The sequence below is a fragment of the Streptomyces sp. NPDC047042 genome, assembly GCF_040644035.1.
In the GTDB taxonomy this organism is placed as follows: domain Bacteria; phylum Actinomycetota; class Actinomycetes; order Streptomycetales; family Streptomycetaceae; genus Streptomyces.
This window is the reverse complement of record NZ_JBEYVP010000037.1, coordinates 62,197-78,907: the sequence shown is the minus strand read 5'-3', so window position 1 is coordinate 78,907 and position 16,711 is coordinate 62,197. Positions and strand designations below refer to the sequence as shown.

The following is a 16,711-nucleotide window of genomic DNA, read 5'->3' as shown; positions in this document are numbered from 1 at the left end:
CGGCGCCTCCCCTCAGCCCGTGGTGAGGACGAAGTCGTCCACCTCGTAGAGGTCGCCGCTCGCCGCTCCCTTGAAGACCAGGTAGAGCGTGGTCGTGCCCTGTGGGGCGTGGGAGAGTCCGGCGGTGACGTCCTGGTAGGTGTCCCAGCCGCCGGTCGCCGGTACGGTCGTACGGCCCAGCACCTTGCCGGTCGGGGAACCCGCGCGGATCTCCAGCTTGCCGCCCGCGCCGGCCGAGGCGACGCGTGCCGTGAGCGACTTGGCGTTGCTCAGGACGTACGGCGTGAAGGCGATCCAGTCGCCGTTGTCGATGTCACCGACCGTCTTGCCGCCGTTCGCCGCCGCGCGTGAACTCACCGCTGTTCCGGAGGAGTTGTTGGAGTGCTCGGCCTGCCGGTGGGTGGGCTGGACCACGTTCTGGTCGTGGGTGGTCAGGGGCGCCTGGCCGCCGCCTCCGAGGTCGGTGTACTGGGCGTCGAAGACCCCGAAGATGTTGGCGTCCGGGTCGTGACCGCCGTCGGCGCTGGTCTGGATGGTGCCGGAGCAGCCGGTCGCCGAGGTCTGCGGGTGGCCGTGGCTGTCGTGGCCGAGGACGAAGGTGACCTGGACCTTGGTGCAGTCGATGGTCCGGCCGTCCTCCCGGTCGGTGACCCTCACCTTGAACGGGATCGCGTCGCCGAACGAGAACAGCTGTCCGTCCTGCGGGAGTTGGAGGACGACCTTGGGCGCGGTGTTGCCGACCACGATCTGGACGCTCGCGCCGCCGGTGCGGCCTGTGGTGTCCTTCGCGGTCACCGTCGCCGTGTACGTCCCGTTCTTCTTGTACTTGTGGGAGGGGTTCGCGGAGGCGGATGTCGTGCCGTCGCCGAAGTCCCAGCTGTAGGTGAGGGCGTCGCCGTCCTGGTCGGTGGTGCCCGCGGAGGAGAACTTCACCTTGAGCGGGGCCTGTCCGGAGGTGACGTCCGCGGCGGCCTGGGCCACCGGGGAGTGGCCGTCGGTGGCGTTCTCGATGCGGTAGAGGGCGGAGTGCTCGTCACCGCCGAACCAGGAGACGCCGTAGTCGAGGACGTAGAGCGCGCCGTCCGGACCGAAGGCCATGTCCATCACCTGGGTGCCGGTCCACGGGATGTCGTTGATGGACTGGACGGTCCCGTTGGCGTTGCTGCTGATGCGCTTGATCCAGCGGCGGCCGAACTCACCGGCGAAGAAGTCGCCGTCGTAGGCCTCCGGGAACTTGACCGGGGAGTCGAGCGAGGCGTCGTAGTGGTAGACCGGGCCGCCCATCGGGGACTCGGAGCCGTCGCCGAACTCCGGTACGGAGGCGCCGTTGTACGGGATCCAGGCGGCCTGCGCCGGGGGAAGGTCGGTCAGGCCGGTGTTGTTCGGCGAGGTGTTCTTCGGGGCGGCGCAGTCGAAGGCGGCGCCCGATGCCTTGGTCGCGAAGTCGTAGTCCACGTAGGGGTCGTTGGCACCGGTGCAGTACGGCCAGCCGAAGTTGCCGGGGCCGGTGACCCGGGCGAACTCGACCTGGCCTGCGGGGCCTCGGGCCGGGTCGGCCGCGCCCGCGTCGGGACCGTACTCGCCGATGTAGAGGATGCCGGTCGCCTTGTCGACGCTGAAGCGGAACGGGTTGCGGAAGCCCATCGCGTAGATCTCGGGCCGCGTCCTGTCCGTGCCGGGGGCGAACAGGTTGCCGTCCGGGACGGAGTACGAGCCGTCCGCGTTGACCTTGACGCGCAGGATCTTGCCGCGCAGGTCGTTGGTGTTGCCGGCCGAACGCTGGGCGTCGAAGGCCGGGTTGCGGTTGGCCCGCTCGTCGATGGGCGTGTAGCCGTCGGACTGGAAGGGGTTGGTGTCGTCGCCCGTCGACAGGTACAGGTTGCCCGCCGCGTCGAAGTCGATGTCGCCGCCGACATGGCAGCACAGGCCGCGCGAGGCCGGGACGTCGAGGATCTTCTTCTCGCTGGCGTTGTTCAGGGTGCCGTCGGCGTTGAGGACGAACCGGGAGAGCCGGTTGACGCCGTCAAAGGGCGCGAAGTCGGCCGGGGTACCCGTCTCGGGGGCGTCGCCCGCCGGGGTGTCCAATGGGGGTGCGTAGTAGAGGTAGATGAAGCGGTTGGAGCTGAACTGCGGGTCCACGCCGATGCCTTGGAGGCCCTCTTCATCGTGGGAGTAGACGTCGAGCTTGCCGGCGAGCCGGGTGTTTCCGGCGGCGTCGGTGATGCGGAGTTCGCCGTCGCGCGAGGTGTGCAGGACCGAGCGGTCGGGGAGGACGGCGAGCGACATGGGCTCGCCGACCTCCGGCTCGCCCTTCGCCAGGGTGACCTGCTGGAAGTCCTCGGCGGCCGCGGCAGCCGGCTCGGCGGCGGCGGCGCCCGCAGCGGGCGCGGTGAGCGAGAGCGAGGCGCCCGCGAGCAGCAGACCACTCAGCAGGGCGATCGGCCCGCGTATTCGGCGGCGGCCGAGGGGGCTGGTGGGGCGTCTGTGGTCGTCGTACGGGTGCACGAAATGCCTCCAGAGAGGAATTGGTCGTACGGAGGTGCACGGGTGTGTGCGGTACGCCGGGGTGCGCCGTCACCCCGGAAGACACAACAGGGCTGTAGGCCCTAGTCGTTGCTGCCGAACGCCGCGTCGAACGAGGCCGACGGCGGGTCGAAGTCGTACGCCTTGAGGCGGGTCAGTGCCTCGGGGGCGCCCTGGAGCCGGTCCATGCCGGCGTCCTCCCACTCCACGGAGATGGGGCCCCGGTAGTCGATGGAGCGCAGCATGCGGAAGACGTCCTCCCAGGGGACGTCGCCGTGGCCCGCCGACACGAAGTCCCAGCCGCGGCGCGGGTCGCCCCAGGGCAGGTGCGAGCCGAGGCGGCCGTTGCGGCCGTCGAGCCGCTTGCGGGCCTCCTTGCAGTCGACGTGGTAGATCCGGTCGCGGAAGTCCCACAGGAAGCCGACCGGGTCGAGGTCCTGCCACACGAAGTGCGAGGGGTCGAAGTTCAGTCCGAAGGCGGCGCGGTGGTCAACTGCCGCCAGCGCACGCTGAGTTGTCCAGTAGTCGTAGGCGATCTCGCTCGGGTGGACCTCGTGGGCGAACCGCACGCCCTGGGCGTCGAAGACGTCGAGGATCGGGTTCCAGCGGTCGGCGAAGTCCTGGTAGCCGCGGTCGATCATCGACTCCGGTGCGGGCGGGAACATCGCGACCAGGTGCCAGATCGCGGAGCCGGTGAAGCCGATGACGGTGTCGACGCCGAAGGCGGCGGCGGCCCGCGCGGTGTCGGCGATCTCGGCCGCCGCCCGCTGCCGTACACCTTCCGCGTCGCCGTCGCCCCAGATACGGCCGGGCAGGATCGCCTGGTGCCGTTCGTCGATGATGGCGTCGCAGACGGCCTGGCCGACCAGATGGTTGGAGATCGCCCAGCACTTGAGGCCGTACTTGTCGAGGAGCTGGTGGCGGCCTTCCAGGTAGGAGGGGTCCGTGAGGGCCTTGTCGACCTCGAAGTGGTCGCCCCAGCAGGCGAGTTCGAGTCCGTCGTAGCCGAAGTCCCGGGCGAGGCGGCAGACCTCTTCGAGGGGCAGGTCGGCCCACTGGCCGGTGAAGAGTGTGAAGTCGCGCGGCATGCTCGTCGAGCCTCCTCAGTCCGACAGAGGTGATATCGATACGGGCGAAGTCGGTACGGCTGAGTGCGAGATGGGCGTGTAGACGGAGTTCTTCTCCGCGCTCTCCTCGACCGCCGCAAGGACCCGTTGGACCTGGAGGCCCTCCGCGAAGGAGGGGCGGGGGCGGTGGCCGGCCGCGATGGCGTGGACGAGGTCGCGGGCCTGGTGGACGAAGGAGTGCTCGTAGCCGAGGCCGTGCCCCGGCGGCCACCAGGCGTCCAGGTAGGGGTGGTCGGGTTCGGTGACGAGGATGCGGCGAAAGCCCGCGTGGGTGCCGGGTTCGGTGCCGTCGTGGAACTCGAGTTCGTTGAGGCGTTCCAGGTCGAAGGCCAACGAGCCCTGTTCGCCGTTGAGTTCGATGCGCAGGGCGTTCTTGCGGCCGGTCGCGTACCGGGTGGCCTCGAAGGAGGCGAGGGCGCCCGAGGGGAAGCGGCCGGTGAAGACGGCCGCGTCGTCCACGGTGACCTGTCCGGTGCCGACGCTCGCCGCGGCGCTCATGCCGCTGGTCGGGCCGCCGGGCAACGGGCGTTCCCGTACGAAGGTTTCGGTGAGGGCGGAGACGCCGGCGAGCGGCTCGCCCACGAGGTACTGGGCGAGGTCGATGATGTGGGCACCCAGGTCGCCGAGCGCGCCGGACCCGGCGGACTCCTTGCGCAGCCGCCAGGTGAGCGGGAACTGCGGGTCGACCAGCCAGTCCTGAAGGTACGTCACCCGTACGTGGCGCAGTCGGCCGAGCCGGCCCTCGGCGACCATGGAACGGGCGAGCGAGGTGGCGGGCAGCCGACGGTAGTTGAAGCCGACCATCGCCAACTGGCCGCGCTGCTCGGCCTCTTCGGCTGCCTCTGTCATCGCCACGGCTTCCTCGACGCTGTTCGCGAGGGGCTTCTCGCACAGGACGTGCTTGCCCGCGGCGAGGGCGGCGAGGGCGATCTCGGCGTGGCTGTCGCCGGGGGTGCAGATGTCCACGAGGTCGACGTCGTCCCGGGCGATCAGGGCACGCCAGTCGGTCTCGGTCGCCGCCCAGCCGTACTTGGTCGCTGCCGCTCGGACGGCACCGGCGTCCCGGCCGCAGATCGCGGCGAGGGCCGGGCGCCGGGGGAGGTCGAAGACGTGGCTCACGGTGCGCCAGCCCTGGGAGTGGGCTGCGCCCATGAACGCGTATCCGACCATGCCGACGCCCAGTGTTGGCGTGTCGGCGTCTGCCTGTCCCATACGGGGGTCCTCCTCGTGGTGGTTGTCGGCTGCGGGTGCGCTGTGGCTGGTCGCGCAGTTCCCCGCGCCCCTTAAAAGCTCGGGTCCCTCTACTTGAAGCCGGTGGGCATGTACTGGTCGACGTTGGTTTTGTCCACGACTGCCGAGTAGAGCGTCAGGGAGGTCGGGATCTCGAACTCGGAGAGTCCGCCGATTCCCTTGCTCTGGCCCAGGGCGCGGGCCAGGTCGATGGCTGACGCGGCCATCGTGGGCGGGTAGAGCACCGTCGCCTTCAGGACGCCGTTGTCCTGCTTGATGGCCTGGAAGGCGGAGAGTGCGCCCGCGCCGCCGACCATCAGGAAGTCGTCGCGGCCGGCCTGGGCGATCGCCCGCAGCGCGCCCACGCCCTGGTCGTCGTCGTGGTTCCACAGGGCGTCGAACTTGGGCTGGGCCTGCAGGAGTTGGGCCATCTTGGCCTGGCCGGACTCAACGGTGAAGTCGGCTGCCTGGCGGGCGACCTTCTTGATGTTCGGGTAGTTCTTCAGGGCGTCGTCGAAGCCCTGGGTGCGCTGTTTGGTCAGTTCCAGGTTGTCGAGGCCCGCGAGTTCGATGACCTTGGCGTCGTCGACGTCCTTGAGCTTCTCGCCGATGTAGTGACCGGCGTTGAGGCCCATGCCGTAGTTGTCGCCGCCTATCCAACAGCGGTACGCCTGGGGGGTGTTGAAGATCCGGTCGAGGTTGACGACGGGGATGCCGGCGCGCATCGCCTTCAGGCCGACCTGGGTGAGCGCCTTGCCGTCGGCGGGCAGGATCACCAGCACGTCGACCTTCTTGTTGATCAGCGTCTCGATCTGGCCGATCTGTGCGGCGGTGTCGTTGGCACCCTCGGTGATCTCCAGGGTCACGTCGGAGTACTTCTTCGCCCGGCTCTTGGCGTTGTCGTTGATCGCGTTGAGCCAGCCGTGGTCGGCCTGCGGTCCGGCGAAGCCGATGGTGACGGCCTTGCCCGGGGTGTCGGCGGCGGCCGGCTGGTCGTTCGCGGCGGGCTCGTTGTCGGACTCATTGCTGGTGCAACCGGCGAGCAGGACTCCGGCCCCGACGGCGGCGGTTCCGAAGAGCAGCCCTCTGCGGCTGGCGAAAGGCGTCGACTCTGGCATGGCGGTGAACCCTTCCCTCAGGTCGTGCTGGCGGTACGGCGCTGGACGAGCACGGCGGCGACGATGATCGCGCCCTTGGCGATCTGCTGCACATCGCTCTGCAGGTTGTTCAGGGCGAAGATGTTGGTGATGGTGGTGAAGATCAGGACGCCCAGGACGGAGCCGACGATGGTGCCGCGACCCCCGCTGAGCAGGGTGCCGCCGATGATCGCGGCGGCGATGGCGTCGAGCTCGTACAGATTGCCGTTGGTGTTCTGGCCCGAGCCGGACAGGATGATCAGCAGGAAGGCGGCGATCCCGCAGCACAGTCCGGACAGGAGGTAGAGGTAGAGGCGCTGGCGGCGTACGTCGATGCCGGCCAGCCGGGCCGCCTCCGCGTTGCCGCCGACGGCGACCGTGCGGCGGCCGAAGGTGGTGCGGTTGAGGACCAGCCAGCCGAGGATCGTCACTACCGCGAATACCAACACCAGCGGCGGGATGCCGAGGATGTACGCGTCACGCTCGCCGAGGTCGAGGACGCTGTCGATGGTGACGATCTGTGTCGCGCCGTCGGTGATCTGGAGGGCGAGTCCGCGCGCCGAGGCCAGCATGGCGAGCGTGGCGATGAACGGGACCATCCCGCCGTACGCGATGAGCAGCCCGTTGACCAGGCCGCAGCCCACTCCGACGATCACCGCGGTGAAGAGGATGCCGGCGAAGCCGTACTCCTGGGTGGCGACGGTGGTCGCCCACACCGAGGAGAGGGCGACGATCGCGCCGACCGACAGATCGATGCCGCCCGACATGATGACGAAGGTCATGCCGACGGTGACGACACCGATCACCGAGGCCTGGGTGAGGACGAGTTGGAGGTTGCGGGTGTCGAGGAACTGGTCGGGCTTGGTGATGCCGCCGACGACGATCAGTGCGGCGAGGACACCGAGGAGGGAGAAGGTACGGATGTCGGCGCGGGCCATCGTGACCCGCCAGGCCGGGGGTTGACCGGCGGTCGGGGCCTTGTCGGTGCCGGCGCGCGGTGGGGACACGGGCTGCGTCATGATGCGGGGCCCCTTTCACCGGCCGCAGAACCGCCGGTTGCGGAACTGCCGGCCGTCGAGCTTGTGCTGGCCACTGGGGCTCCTTCCATGACGAGGTCGAGCACGCGGTGTTCGTCGAGTTCGCGGGCGGGTGCCGTGTGGACGACCTGGCCCTCGCGCAGGACCAGGACGCGGTCGGCGAGGCCGAGCACCTCGGGTACTTCGCTGGAGACCAGCAGGACTGCCAGGCCCTCGTCGGCGAGGCGGCGGATGACCGCGTACAGCTCGGCGCGGGCGCCGACGTCGACGCCCCGGGTCGGTTCGTCGAGCAGCAGGACCCGGCAGCCGCGCAGCAGCCAGCGGGCGAGGACCGCCTTCTGCTGGTTGCCGCCGGAGAGGGTGCGGACGGGTACGGAGGGGTTGTCGGGCCGCAACGACAGCTCGCGGGTGGCGGTGCGGGCGGCGCCGAGTTCGGCGCCGCGGTCGATCCAGCCGACGCGGGCGAAGCGGGACATGGAGGAGACCGACACATTGCGGGTGACGGACTCCAGCATCAGCAGGGCCTGTGCCTTGCGTTCCTCGGGGGCGAGCCCGAGTCCGGCGCGCACGGCGGCTCGTACGCTGCCCGGCTTCAACACCTGTCCGCCGACGAGGACTTGGCCTGCTGTCGGTTTGCGGGCGCCGTAGATCGTCTCCAGGATCTCGGAGCGGCCGGAGCCGACCAGGCCCGCGAGGCCGACGATCTCGCCGGGTCGTACGGTGAGGTCGACGGGCGCGAACTCGCCTTCCCTGGCGAGCCCTCGGACCTCGAGTACCGGCGCGGCCGCCGGGTCTCCCGCTGTCACCGGGCGGTCCGGGAAGACGTACTCGACGTTGCGGCCCGTCATCAGGGCGACCACCTCGCGGGTCGGTGTGGACTTCGCGGGGAGTCCGCCCGCGACCGCCCGGCCGTCCTTGAGCACGGTCACGCGGTCGCCGATGCGGCGGATCTCCTCCAGCCGGTGCGAGATGTAGACGACGGCCACCCCGTCGGCCGTCAGGTCGCCGACGATCCGGAAGAGGTTGTCGACCTCCTCCGGGTCGAGCGCGGCGGAGGGTTCGTCCATGACGATCAGCCGTACGTCGTGGGACAGCGCCCGTGCCATCGACACGATCTGCTGCTGCGCCGCCGACAACTCGCCGACCAGACACCCGGGATCGACCTCGGGATGTCCAAGTCGCTTGAGGAGAGCGGCAGTTGACGCTTTGGCCGCCTTTCCCCGTACGACGAAGCCGGCGGTCGTGGGTTCATGGCCGAGGTGGACGTTCTCGGCCACCGACAGGTGTTCCACCAGGTCGAGTTCCTGGTAGATGGTGGCGATGCCGAGGCGCATGGCGGCGATGGGCGAGCGCAGGGTGACCGGTTCGCCGCGCCAGGTGAGGCGGCCGTCGTCGGGCTGGTGGGCGCCGGCCAGGACCTTGATGAGCGTGGACTTGCCGGCCCCGTTCTGGCCGAGCAGGCAGTGCACTTCTCCGGCCTGGACGTCGAGGTCGACGCCGTCGAGGGCCCGGACGCCGGGGAACGACTTGGTGATGCCGGACATGCTGAGCAGCGGTGGTTCTGGTGCCATGACTGTTCCCCTTGGCGGGCGTGCGGGCCGGTTGCAGGGCAGATCGCGTGCCGGAACAGACCGCCTGGCGGGCAGGCGGCCGCGGCAGGCGCGGTGCGCAGGGCAGAGCAGTGCGCTGTACTGGTGAGGCGTGACCGCACAGCCGAATGAGCCGTGGGTACGAGGGGGTCTACGCGGGTGAGAACAGGTGGTCGCTGATGAGCCGGGCCGCGCCGATGACTCCGGCGGTTGGGCCCAACTCCCCGAGCACGATGGGCAGGTTGCCGGTCGCCAGCGGCAGCGACTGGCGGTAGACCTGGGTCCGGATCGCGGCGAGGAGGGTGTGGCCGAGGCCGGTCACCCCGCCGCCGATCACCACCAGGCCGGGGTTGAAGAAGCTGACGAGACCGGCGATGACCTGGCCGGTGCGGTTGCCGCCCTCGCGGATCAGGTCGAGGGAGGTGGCGTCCCCGGCGGCAGCGGCGGCGGCGACGTCGACGGCGCTCAGGGCGCCGCTCGCCTCCAGCCGGGCCGCGAGTTCCGCCGAAAGTCCTTGCTGGGCCGCCTCTTTGGCGTCCCGGGCGAGCGCGGCGCCACTGAAGTGGGCCTCCAGGCAACCGCGGTTGCCGCAGGCGCACGGGCGGCCGTCGGGCACCGCCTGGATGTGCCCGATGTCGCCGGCGCTGCCCGTCACGCCGCGGTGTACCTCACCGCCGACGACGATGCCGCAGCCGATACCGGTGCCGATCTTGACGCAGAGGAAGTCGCCCACGGAACGGGCGACGCCCGCGTGCTGCTCCCCCATCGCCATCAGGTTCACGTCGTTGTCGACCATCACCGGGCAGCCCAGTTCCTGGCTGAGCGCCTCCCGTACGGGGAAGCCGTCCCAGCCGGGCATGATCGGCGGGGCGACCGGTACGCCCTCGGGGAAGCGGACCGGGCCCGGGACGCCGATGCCGGCACCGTCGAACCCCTCCGCGAGCCCGGTGGCCTTCAACTTGGCGGCCATGGACAGGACTTGCTCGAAGACCGCGACCGGGCCCTCGCGTACGTCCATGGGCTGGTTGAGGTGTCCCAGCACTTCCAGTTCGGCGTTGGTGACCGCGACGTCGATCGAGGTCGCGCCGATGTCGACGCCGAGGAAGCGCAGGGCGGGGGCGAGCCGGATGTTGTGGGAGCGGCGCCCGCCGCGCGAGGCGGCGAGTCCGTCGGCCACGATCAGGCCCGTCTCCAGGAGCCGGTCCACCTCCACGGCCAGCTTGGACCGTGAAAGGTCGACCTGATCCCCGAGCTGGGCCCGGGAGTTGGGCCCACCGTCACGCAACAGCCGTAGCAGCCGGGCCTGATGGGCGTTCGCGGGTCGCGCGGTCATACGTCTCACAAGCCCCTCCCCGCCTAGTCAGGCACCAACCGGCCGCGTTTTCCGGCCACTTCGCCGGGCTTTCGAGTGGAACGTAGCAGTCGCTGCCGGGGCTGGGAAGAAGTCACGCACAGATTGCCGCTGACTTTTTCCACTGACAGGACAAAGGAGAAGGCGCCACGAGGGCGCCTTCAGTGGGTCGCGGATCAACCAAACCGTGTGCTCAGGGGCAGCGGACGACCTGTCCCGCGTACGAGAGGTTGCCACCGAAGCCGAACAGCAGGACCGGGTCGCCGGTGGAGATCTCCGCGCGCTCGACCAGTTTCGAGAAGGCGAGCGGGATGCTGGCGGCCGAGGTGTTGCCGGACTCGATGACATCGCGTGCCACGACGGCGTTCACCGCGCCGATCTTCTCGGCCAGCGGTTCGATGATGCGCAGGTTGGCCTGGTGCAGGACCACGGCGGCGAGGTCCTCGGGGGTGAGTCCGGCGCGCTCGCAGGCCTGGCGGGCGAACCGCGGCAGCTGGGTGGTGGCCCAGCGGTAGACGCTCTGGCCCTCCTGTGCGAACCGTGAGGGTGTGCCCTCGATGCGGACCGCGTTGCCCATCTCGGGCACCGAGCCCCACAGCACGGGCCCGATACCGGCGAGCCCCGGCTCGGCGGGGTCCGGTGCCTCGGTGGCCTCGACGACCGCCGCGCCCGCCCCGTCCCCGACGAGTACGCAGGTCGTGCGGTCGGTCCAGTCCGCCACCGCGGACATCTTGTCGGCGCCGATGACCAGGGCCCGGGTGGATCCGCCGGCCCGTACCGCGTGGTCGGCCGTGGCCAGGGCGTGGGTGAAGCCGGCGCACACGACGTTGAGGTCCATCGTGGCCGCCGAGGGGATGCCGAGCCGGTTGGCGACCCGGGCGGCCATGTTCGGGGAGCGGTCGACGGCGGTGGAGGTGGCGACGAGGACGAGGTCGATGTCGGTCGCGGCCAGCCCCGCCGCCGCGAGCGCCTTGGCGGCGGCGTGCGCGGCGAGCTCGTCCACGGGCTCGTCGGGCCCGGCGATGTGGCGTGTACGGATGCCCACCCGGCTTCTGATCCACTCGTCGCTGGTGTCCACCAGGCCCGCCAGATCCTCGTTGGTGAGTACCTTGGCGGGCTGGTAGTGACCGACGGCGGTGATACGCGAGCCGTTCATGGGTGGGCCCCCTTACTGCTTTTCGGTAGCGGGATCCACCAGTCTGATCAGTGACTCACCAGTACGACGGCACGCGATGCCACAGGATTAACGCGGCCGGCTTGTCGGCTTCCATCAGCCGTCCCGGTGACCGAACGCCTACCCTGTGAACAGCTGTGTCGCCTTCTGCACCAGCTCGTAGAGTCCGTAGCAGAGCGGCACACCCACCCACAGCCAGGCGAACGCGATCAGGGGACGGCGGTCGGGCGGGCCCGTGTTCTCAGACGGACTGCTCTCGCTGGACATCGTCGGCCTCCTTCGGCGCGGACGTGGGCGCTGGGATGTGGTGGCGGGGGTGGACGGGGCGGACGAGTTCGTTGGCGACGAAACCGACCGCCAGCAGTCCGATCATGATGTAGAACGACAGCCCGTAGAGCGCCGAGCCGTGCTTGCCGGCCTCCTCCTGCCGGTCGGCGATCCAGTTGACGATCAGCGGGCCGAGGACCCCGGCCGTGGACCAGGCGGTGAGCAGCCGGCCGTGGATCGCGCCGACCTGGTAGGTCCCGAAGAGGTCCTTCAAGTAGGCGGGGATGGTGGCGAAACCGCCGCCGTAGAAGGAGAGGATCACCAGCGCGCACAGGATGAACAGCGGCTTGGAGGAGTCCCCGAACCAGGCGATCGACGCGTACATCAGCGCGCCCACGCCCAGGTAGACGCGGTAGATGTTCTTGCGTCCGATGAGGTCGGAGGTGGACGACCAGCCGATACGGCCCGCCATGTTGGCCGCCGACAGCAGCGCGACGAAGCCGGCCGCCGCCGACACCGAGACCGGCGTGGAGCTGTCCGCGAAGAAGTCCTTGATCATCGGCGCGGCCTTCTCCAGGATGCCGATGCCCGCCGTGACGTTCATGCAGAGGATGACCCACAGGCACCAGAACTGCGGGGTCCGCACGGCACTGCGCGCGGAGACCTGGACGCCCGCGAGGGCGCTCGGCCCGCTCGCCCCGGTCCCGGCGGGCCGGTCGGCGCGCGGCACCCGCACCAGGAGCACGCCGAGCGACATGAACACGGCGTACGACAGTCCGTGCACGAGGAAGGCGAGCGCGATCCCGGAGCTGTCGGAACCGAACGACTCCAGCATCTGCGCCGACCAGGGCGAGGCGATCAGCGCGCCGCCGCCGAAGCCCATGATCGCGATGCCGGTGGCCATGCCGGGCCGGTCCGGGAACCACTTGATGAGCGTGGAGACGGGCGAGATGTAGCCGATGCCGAGGCCGATGCCGCCGACGAAGCCGTAGCCGAAGACGATCAGCCAGTACTGCTCGGTCGCCGCGCCGAGCGAGGCGATCAGGAAACCGGAGGAGAAGCAGACCAGGGCGACGGTCATGGCCCAGCGCGGCCCGTTGCGCTCGACGAGGGTGCCGCCGAACGCGGCGGACAGGCCGAGCATGACGATGCCGAGCTGGAAGGGCAGCGCGCTCTGCGTGCCGCTGAGGCCGAGGGCCGATTCCAGGGGCGGCTTGAAGACGCTCCAGGCGTAGGCCTGACCGATGGAGAGATGGACCGAGAGGGCGGCCGGAGGAACGAGCCAGCGGCTCCAGCCGGGCGGTGCTATGGGGGGACTCATGAGCGGACGATAGAAACCGGCCGCATGGTTGGGAAGGCGGCCCGGCGAAGTCGGCGACCGTATGCGGTGAACGGTATCCGGGGAGCGCCGAACGGTCGTTCGGACCCGATGAACGGTCGCCCGAGAAGCGGGTGTTGGCGTTTCCGGCCACTCGTCCCGGCGCTCGCGCCGTGCCGCATGTCCTGCCACCTGTGCTGCCGCATCTCTTGCCGCATCTCTTGCCGCCGCGACCACCATACTGTAGACAATATTCGTCCAGCCATTCTCCGGCGTCGACCGAGTCCGGTGGCCGCGGCGTCACCTCGCCCGTGCAGGACAATGGATCGCGAAGGTCACCAACCAGGCACGTACAGAACCGGGGCTGATCAGAACATGGGACGAGTCACGGAACGACGCAAGGTGATCCGCATCCGGGAGGGGGCGGTGTCCGCCCGGCCGGACACGCTCGTCGCCGAGGAACCCATGGAGATCCGGCTGAACGGCAAGCCGATCGCCATCACCATGCGCACCCCGGGCGACGACTTCGCGCTCGCCGTCGGCTTCCTGGTGAGCGAGGGCGTGCTGGCCGAGCGACGCGAACTCCAGAACATCGTGTACTGCGCGGGCGCCACGGCGGACGGCTCCAACACGTACAACGTGGTGGACGTGAGCACGGCCCCGGACGTGGTGCTGCCCGACATCACGCTGGAACGGAACGTCTACACGACGTCGTCATGCGGCCTGTGCGGCAAGGCGAGCCTGGACGCCGTCCGTACGACGGCGCGCTGGGCCATCGACGACGGCGCCGGCGCTCCCCCGGTCCGGCTCGCGCCCGAACTGCTCGCGAGCCTCCCCGACCGGCTCCGGGCGTCCCAACGGGTGTTCGACCGGACCGGGGGCCTGCACGCGGCGGCCCTGTTCACGGAGGAGGGCGAACTGCTCGACATCCGCGAGGACGTGGGCCGGCACAACGCGGTCGACAAACTGGTCGGCCGGGCGCTGCAGAACGGCGACCTGCCGCTGTCCCGCACGATCCTTCTCGTCTCGGGCCGGGCCTCCTTCGAGCTGGCGCAGAAGGCCGTCATGGCCGGGATCCCCGTACTGGCGGCCGTCTCGGCGCCCTCTTCGCTCGCCGTCGACCTGGCGGCCGAGTCGGGGCTGACCCTGGTGGGGTTCCTGCGGGGCGCCAACATGAACGTGTACGCGGGCGAGGACCGTATCGCCCTGCGGGCCACGGCCTCCCAGGGCTGACCGGCTTCCCCGCGACACGGCGGCGGGGCCCCGAACGGCGGGGAGCGCCCCCTGCGCCGCTGGGGCCCCGCCTCTACCGGTACGTCACCCGGCGTTCGCGACCCGGGTGAGCAGGCCCGTCAACAGCTCGCGTTCGACGACCGTGAGCGGCGCCAGCAGCTCCTCGTTGGCCTTGCGCGCCGCCCGCTCGCAGCGGGCCAGCAGTCGCCGGCCCTGTGCCGTGAGCGTCACCGCGTTCTTGCGGCGGTCGTGCGGATCGGGTGCGCGTACGACCAGTCCGGCGGCCTGGAGGTCGTTGAGGACGCCGACCATGTCCTTGGCGTCGAGCCCCACCCCGCGCACCAGTTCGGCCTGCGCGACCGGGCCCAGCTCCGCGACGGCGGAGAGCACCACGTGATGCCACATCTTCAGCCCTTCGCCGGCCAGCGCGGCGGCGACCAGCGCCCGCCCGCGGTCGGCGGCCCTCCCCAGGATCCAGCTGGGGAGGACGCGTATGGAACGAAGTTCGACAGACATAAAGAAATACTAGCCAATAATCATTGGACCTCCCAACGGTTATACGTTTATCGTTGGGATGCCCAACGGTTCTGGCGGCTCTACGGAGGAGTGGTGTGATCGCGTACGGCCGAATAGCAAGGTTGTCCTGAACCCGCGACACACGGTTCTTGTGGGGCGGCTGAGCATCCAACTACCGTCTTCTGCGCGCACGTTGGACGTGGGATGTCCGGATTTCCGGATGCCCGGTTGTTCAGATGTCCAGACCTCTGAAGTCAACGAACTCTGAAGTCCAGACGCATGAAGTCCAGACGTTGAAGGGCAGGCCGTACATGCCGTCAAGTCTTCGCGCACGCCTTAGATTCACCCTCATGGCCGTGTTCACCACGGCCGCTCTGCTGCTCGCCCTGCCGAGCCCGGCGGACGCCGAACCGACCACCCCGACGGCCACGTTCGAACAGCAGGTGCTCTTCCGGGCTTCCCAGGACCCCGGGTACTCCTGCTACCGGATCCCCGCGATCGTCAGGACCCTGAAGGGCACGCTGCTGGCCTTCGCCGAGGGACGCAAGGACAACTGCGGGGACGCCGGTGACATCGACATCGTCCTCAAGCGGTCGACCGACGACGGGCGGACCTGGGGCCCGCTCAAGGTCGTCGACGACGGCGGGGTCGACACGCACGGCAACCCGACGCCGATCGTGGACCGGGAGACCGGCCGCATCATCCTCGCGGAGAGCTGGAACACGGGCCGGGGCGGCGGCAACTGCCCGGTCCCCTGCGACCGCAGCCCCCATCTGCAGTACAGCGACGACGACGGACTGACCTGGTCCGATCCGCGCGACCTCAGCGCCGAGATCATGCCGCCCGAGTGGAACTCCTGGTACGCGACGGGCCCCGTCCACGGCATCCAGCTCACCCGGGGCGAGCACGCGGGCCGGCTCGTGTTCGGGGTCAACACCGAGACATGGGCGGGCGACCGGATCAGCGCCAACCACGCCGCGCTGATCTTCAGCGACGACGGCGGCGACCACTGGAAGGTCGGCGCCACCGACAGCTGGCCCATCGCGGCGGACGGCACCTTCCGGCAGAAACCGTCAGAGGTGACGCTCACCGAGCGCTCGGACGGGGTGATCCTGGTCAGCGGGCGGGAACAGGACGGGACCGATCTCGGCCACCGTACCCAGGCCTTCAGTGCGGACGGCGGCGCCAGCTTCCTCACTCCGTTCCGTGCCCTCCCCGACCTCTACGCACCGCAGGTCCAGTGCTCCACCGTCGGCTTCGGCGCCCGGATCCTGCTGGCCTGTCCGGCCGATCCCGACCGGCGCCGGACGATGATGATCCGCTCCTCGTACGACGGCGGGCGCACCTGGGACAGCGTGGACCGGGGCACGGTCGTCACCCGGGACTGGTCGGGCTACTCCGACCTGGTGAAGATCGACAGCGCGACGGTGGGTCTGATGTACGAGGGCGGAACCGTCGAGGCGCGCGACGAGATCCGCTTCGCCCGCTTCACGGAGGACTGGCTGACGCCGGCGCGCGGCCCGGACCCGACCACGCCCGACCTGGCCCCGCAGGCCCGCCCGGCCGCCGTGCTCGGCGGCGCCACGCGGACGGGTGGTGTGTTCGGCGGTGGCGCGCTGGAGTTCGACGGTGTGAACGATGCCGTACGCCTGCCGTACAGCGACCGGCTGCCGCTCGGCACGAAGGACTTCACGGTGGCGCTCTGGTTCCGTTCCACGGCGACGACGGGTGACCGGCCGCTGCTGTGGATGGGAGGGGTCGGCTCCACCCAGCCGCAGGTCTGGCTGCGGGCCGAGCCCGCGAGCGGGCGCGTACGGGGGCTGATGACCGTCCGGGACGGGGCGTCGGCGGTCAGGACGGCGTCGGCGACCTCGGTGGGCACGTACAACGACGGCCAGTGGCACTTTGTCGCTCTGCGGCGTGGTGGTGGGCAGTTCACCCTCTTCGTCGACGGTACGGCGGTGAGTGTGGCGGACGTGGCCGGGACGGTCAGTCGTAACTCGGGGTTCGGGGTGCATGTGGGGCAACGGGTGGACAGTTTGCAGCACTTCAGTGGGGCGATTGATGAGGTGCGGGTGTGGGATCGGGCGTTGAGTACGGGCGAGTTGTCGGCGGCGTCTGTGTCGGCGAGTGGGGGGGCGGTTACGGGGGGCACGGTGTTGTGGTTGCCGATGGATGAGGTGACGTCGAGCTAGGTGTGTGTATCGGTG

Annotated in this window: 13 protein-coding genes; 2 read left to right on the top strand and 11 right to left on the bottom strand. The window is 70.0% G+C overall.

Features of this window, described 5'->3' with window-relative positions; translation table 11 throughout:
• Positions 1 to 12 precede the first annotated feature (12 nt).
• The 10 genes from ABZ855_RS35985 to ABZ855_RS35940 form a co-directional block, all read right to left on the bottom strand.
• A complete protein-coding gene (locus tag ABZ855_RS35985) occupies positions 13 to 2,505 on the bottom strand; it encodes a PQQ-dependent sugar dehydrogenase (protein WP_360814116.1) in 2,493 nt (830 codons plus the stop codon).
• A 101-nt stretch (positions 2,506 to 2,606) separates the two neighbouring features.
• Positions 2,607 to 3,611 carry a sugar phosphate isomerase/epimerase family protein gene (locus tag ABZ855_RS35980; protein ID WP_360814114.1) on the bottom strand — a complete coding sequence of 335 codons (1,005 nt, stop codon included), beginning with the start codon at positions 3,609 to 3,611 and terminating at the stop codon, positions 2,607 to 2,609.
• Positions 3,612 to 3,626: 15 nt separating this feature from the next.
• Positions 3,627 to 4,862, bottom strand: coding sequence for a Gfo/Idh/MocA family oxidoreductase (locus ABZ855_RS35975; protein ID WP_360814112.1), 1,236 nt, complete (start codon positions 4,860 to 4,862; stop codon positions 3,627 to 3,629).
• A gap of 89 nt (positions 4,863 to 4,951) precedes the next feature.
• Positions 4,952 to 5,998 (bottom strand): substrate-binding domain-containing protein, encoded by a 1,047-nt coding sequence (locus ABZ855_RS35970; protein ID WP_360814110.1) that lies wholly within the window; start codon positions 5,996 to 5,998, stop codon positions 4,952 to 4,954.
• Between the two features lie 17 nt (positions 5,999 to 6,015).
• Positions 6,016 to 7,035, bottom strand: coding sequence for an ABC transporter permease (locus ABZ855_RS35965; protein ID WP_360814108.1), 1,020 nt, complete (start codon positions 7,033 to 7,035; stop codon positions 6,016 to 6,018).
• Positions 7,032 to 8,624 (bottom strand): sugar ABC transporter ATP-binding protein, encoded by a 1,593-nt coding sequence (locus tag ABZ855_RS35960; RefSeq protein WP_360814106.1) that lies wholly within the window; start codon positions 8,622 to 8,624, stop codon positions 7,032 to 7,034. The genes ABZ855_RS35965 and ABZ855_RS35960 overlap by 4 nt, the downstream gene beginning before the upstream one ends.
• 169 nt (positions 8,625 to 8,793) lie before the next feature.
• Complete coding sequence (locus ABZ855_RS35955) at positions 8,794 to 9,975, bottom strand: ROK family transcriptional regulator (protein WP_360814104.1); 1,182 nt, start codon at positions 9,973 to 9,975, stop codon at positions 8,794 to 8,796.
• Between the two features lie 211 nt (positions 9,976 to 10,186).
• A complete protein-coding gene (locus ABZ855_RS35950; protein ID WP_360814102.1) occupies positions 10,187 to 11,149 on the bottom strand; it encodes a beta-ketoacyl-ACP synthase III in 963 nt (320 codons plus the stop codon).
• Positions 11,150 to 11,287: 138 nt separating this feature from the next.
• Entirely contained in the window at positions 11,288 to 11,434 is a 147-nt protein-coding gene (locus ABZ855_RS35945; protein ID WP_360814100.1) for a hypothetical protein, read from the bottom strand.
• A complete protein-coding gene (locus ABZ855_RS35940; protein ID WP_360814098.1) occupies positions 11,409 to 12,755 on the bottom strand; it encodes an OFA family MFS transporter in 1,347 nt (448 codons plus the stop codon). Before ABZ855_RS35940 ends, ABZ855_RS35945 begins: the two co-directional genes overlap by 26 nt.
• Before the next feature lie 372 nt (positions 12,756 to 13,127).
• Here ABZ855_RS35940 and fdhD point away from each other — a divergent pair, with 372 nt between their 5' ends.
• On the top strand, positions 13,128 to 13,985 hold the full coding sequence (gene fdhD, locus ABZ855_RS35935) for a formate dehydrogenase accessory sulfurtransferase FdhD (protein ID WP_360814096.1): 858 nt from the start codon (positions 13,128 to 13,130) through the stop codon (positions 13,983 to 13,985).
• Between the two features lie 84 nt (positions 13,986 to 14,069).
• On the opposite strand, the gene ABZ855_RS35930 is transcribed toward fdhD, so the two are convergent.
• A complete protein-coding gene (locus ABZ855_RS35930; RefSeq protein ID WP_360814094.1) occupies positions 14,070 to 14,501 on the bottom strand; it encodes a MarR family winged helix-turn-helix transcriptional regulator in 432 nt (143 codons plus the stop codon).
• A 311-nt stretch (positions 14,502 to 14,812) separates the two neighbouring features.
• On the opposite strand from ABZ855_RS35930, the gene ABZ855_RS35925 reads away from it, so the two are divergent.
• Positions 14,813 to 16,696 (top strand): sialidase family protein, encoded by a 1,884-nt coding sequence (locus tag ABZ855_RS35925; protein ID WP_360814092.1) that lies wholly within the window; start codon positions 14,813 to 14,815, stop codon positions 16,694 to 16,696.
• Positions 16,697 to 16,711 lie beyond the last annotated feature (15 nt).

What these genes read in the sequence shown, in the direction of transcription:
- ABZ855_RS35960 (WP_360814106.1), bottom strand. Translation starts at nt 8,624, where the DNA reads ATGGCACCAGAACCACCGCTGCTCAGCATGTCCGGCATCACCAAGTCG.
- ABZ855_RS35950 (WP_360814102.1), bottom strand. Translation starts at nt 11,149, where the DNA reads ATGAACGGCTCGCGTATCACCGCCGTCGGTCACTACCAGCCCGCCAAG.
- ABZ855_RS35940 (WP_360814098.1), bottom strand. Translation starts at nt 12,755, where the DNA reads ATGAGTCCCCCCATAGCACCGCCCGGCTGGAGCCGCTGGCTCGTTCCT.
- fdhD (WP_360814096.1), top strand. Translation starts at nt 13,128, where the DNA reads ATGGGACGAGTCACGGAACGACGCAAGGTGATCCGCATCCGGGAGGGG.
- ABZ855_RS35945 (WP_360814100.1), bottom strand. Translation starts at nt 11,434, where the DNA reads ATGTCCAGCGAGAGCAGTCCGTCTGAGAACACGGGCCCGCCCGACCGC.
- ABZ855_RS35970 (WP_360814110.1), bottom strand. Translation starts at nt 5,998, where the DNA reads ATGCCAGAGTCGACGCCTTTCGCCAGCCGCAGAGGGCTGCTCTTCGGA.
- ABZ855_RS35965 (WP_360814108.1), bottom strand. Translation starts at nt 7,035, where the DNA reads ATGACGCAGCCCGTGTCCCCACCGCGCGCCGGCACCGACAAGGCCCCG.
- ABZ855_RS35930 (WP_360814094.1), bottom strand. Translation starts at nt 14,501, where the DNA reads ATGTCTGTCGAACTTCGTTCCATACGCGTCCTCCCCAGCTGGATCCTG.
- ABZ855_RS35925 (WP_360814092.1), top strand. Translation starts at nt 14,813, where the DNA reads ATGCCGTCAAGTCTTCGCGCACGCCTTAGATTCACCCTCATGGCCGTG.
- ABZ855_RS35955 (WP_360814104.1), bottom strand. Translation starts at nt 9,975, where the DNA reads ATGACCGCGCGACCCGCGAACGCCCATCAGGCCCGGCTGCTACGGCTG.
- ABZ855_RS35975 (WP_360814112.1), bottom strand. Translation starts at nt 4,862, where the DNA reads ATGGGACAGGCAGACGCCGACACGCCAACACTGGGCGTCGGCATGGTC.
- ABZ855_RS35980 (WP_360814114.1), bottom strand. Translation starts at nt 3,611, where the DNA reads ATGCCGCGCGACTTCACACTCTTCACCGGCCAGTGGGCCGACCTGCCC.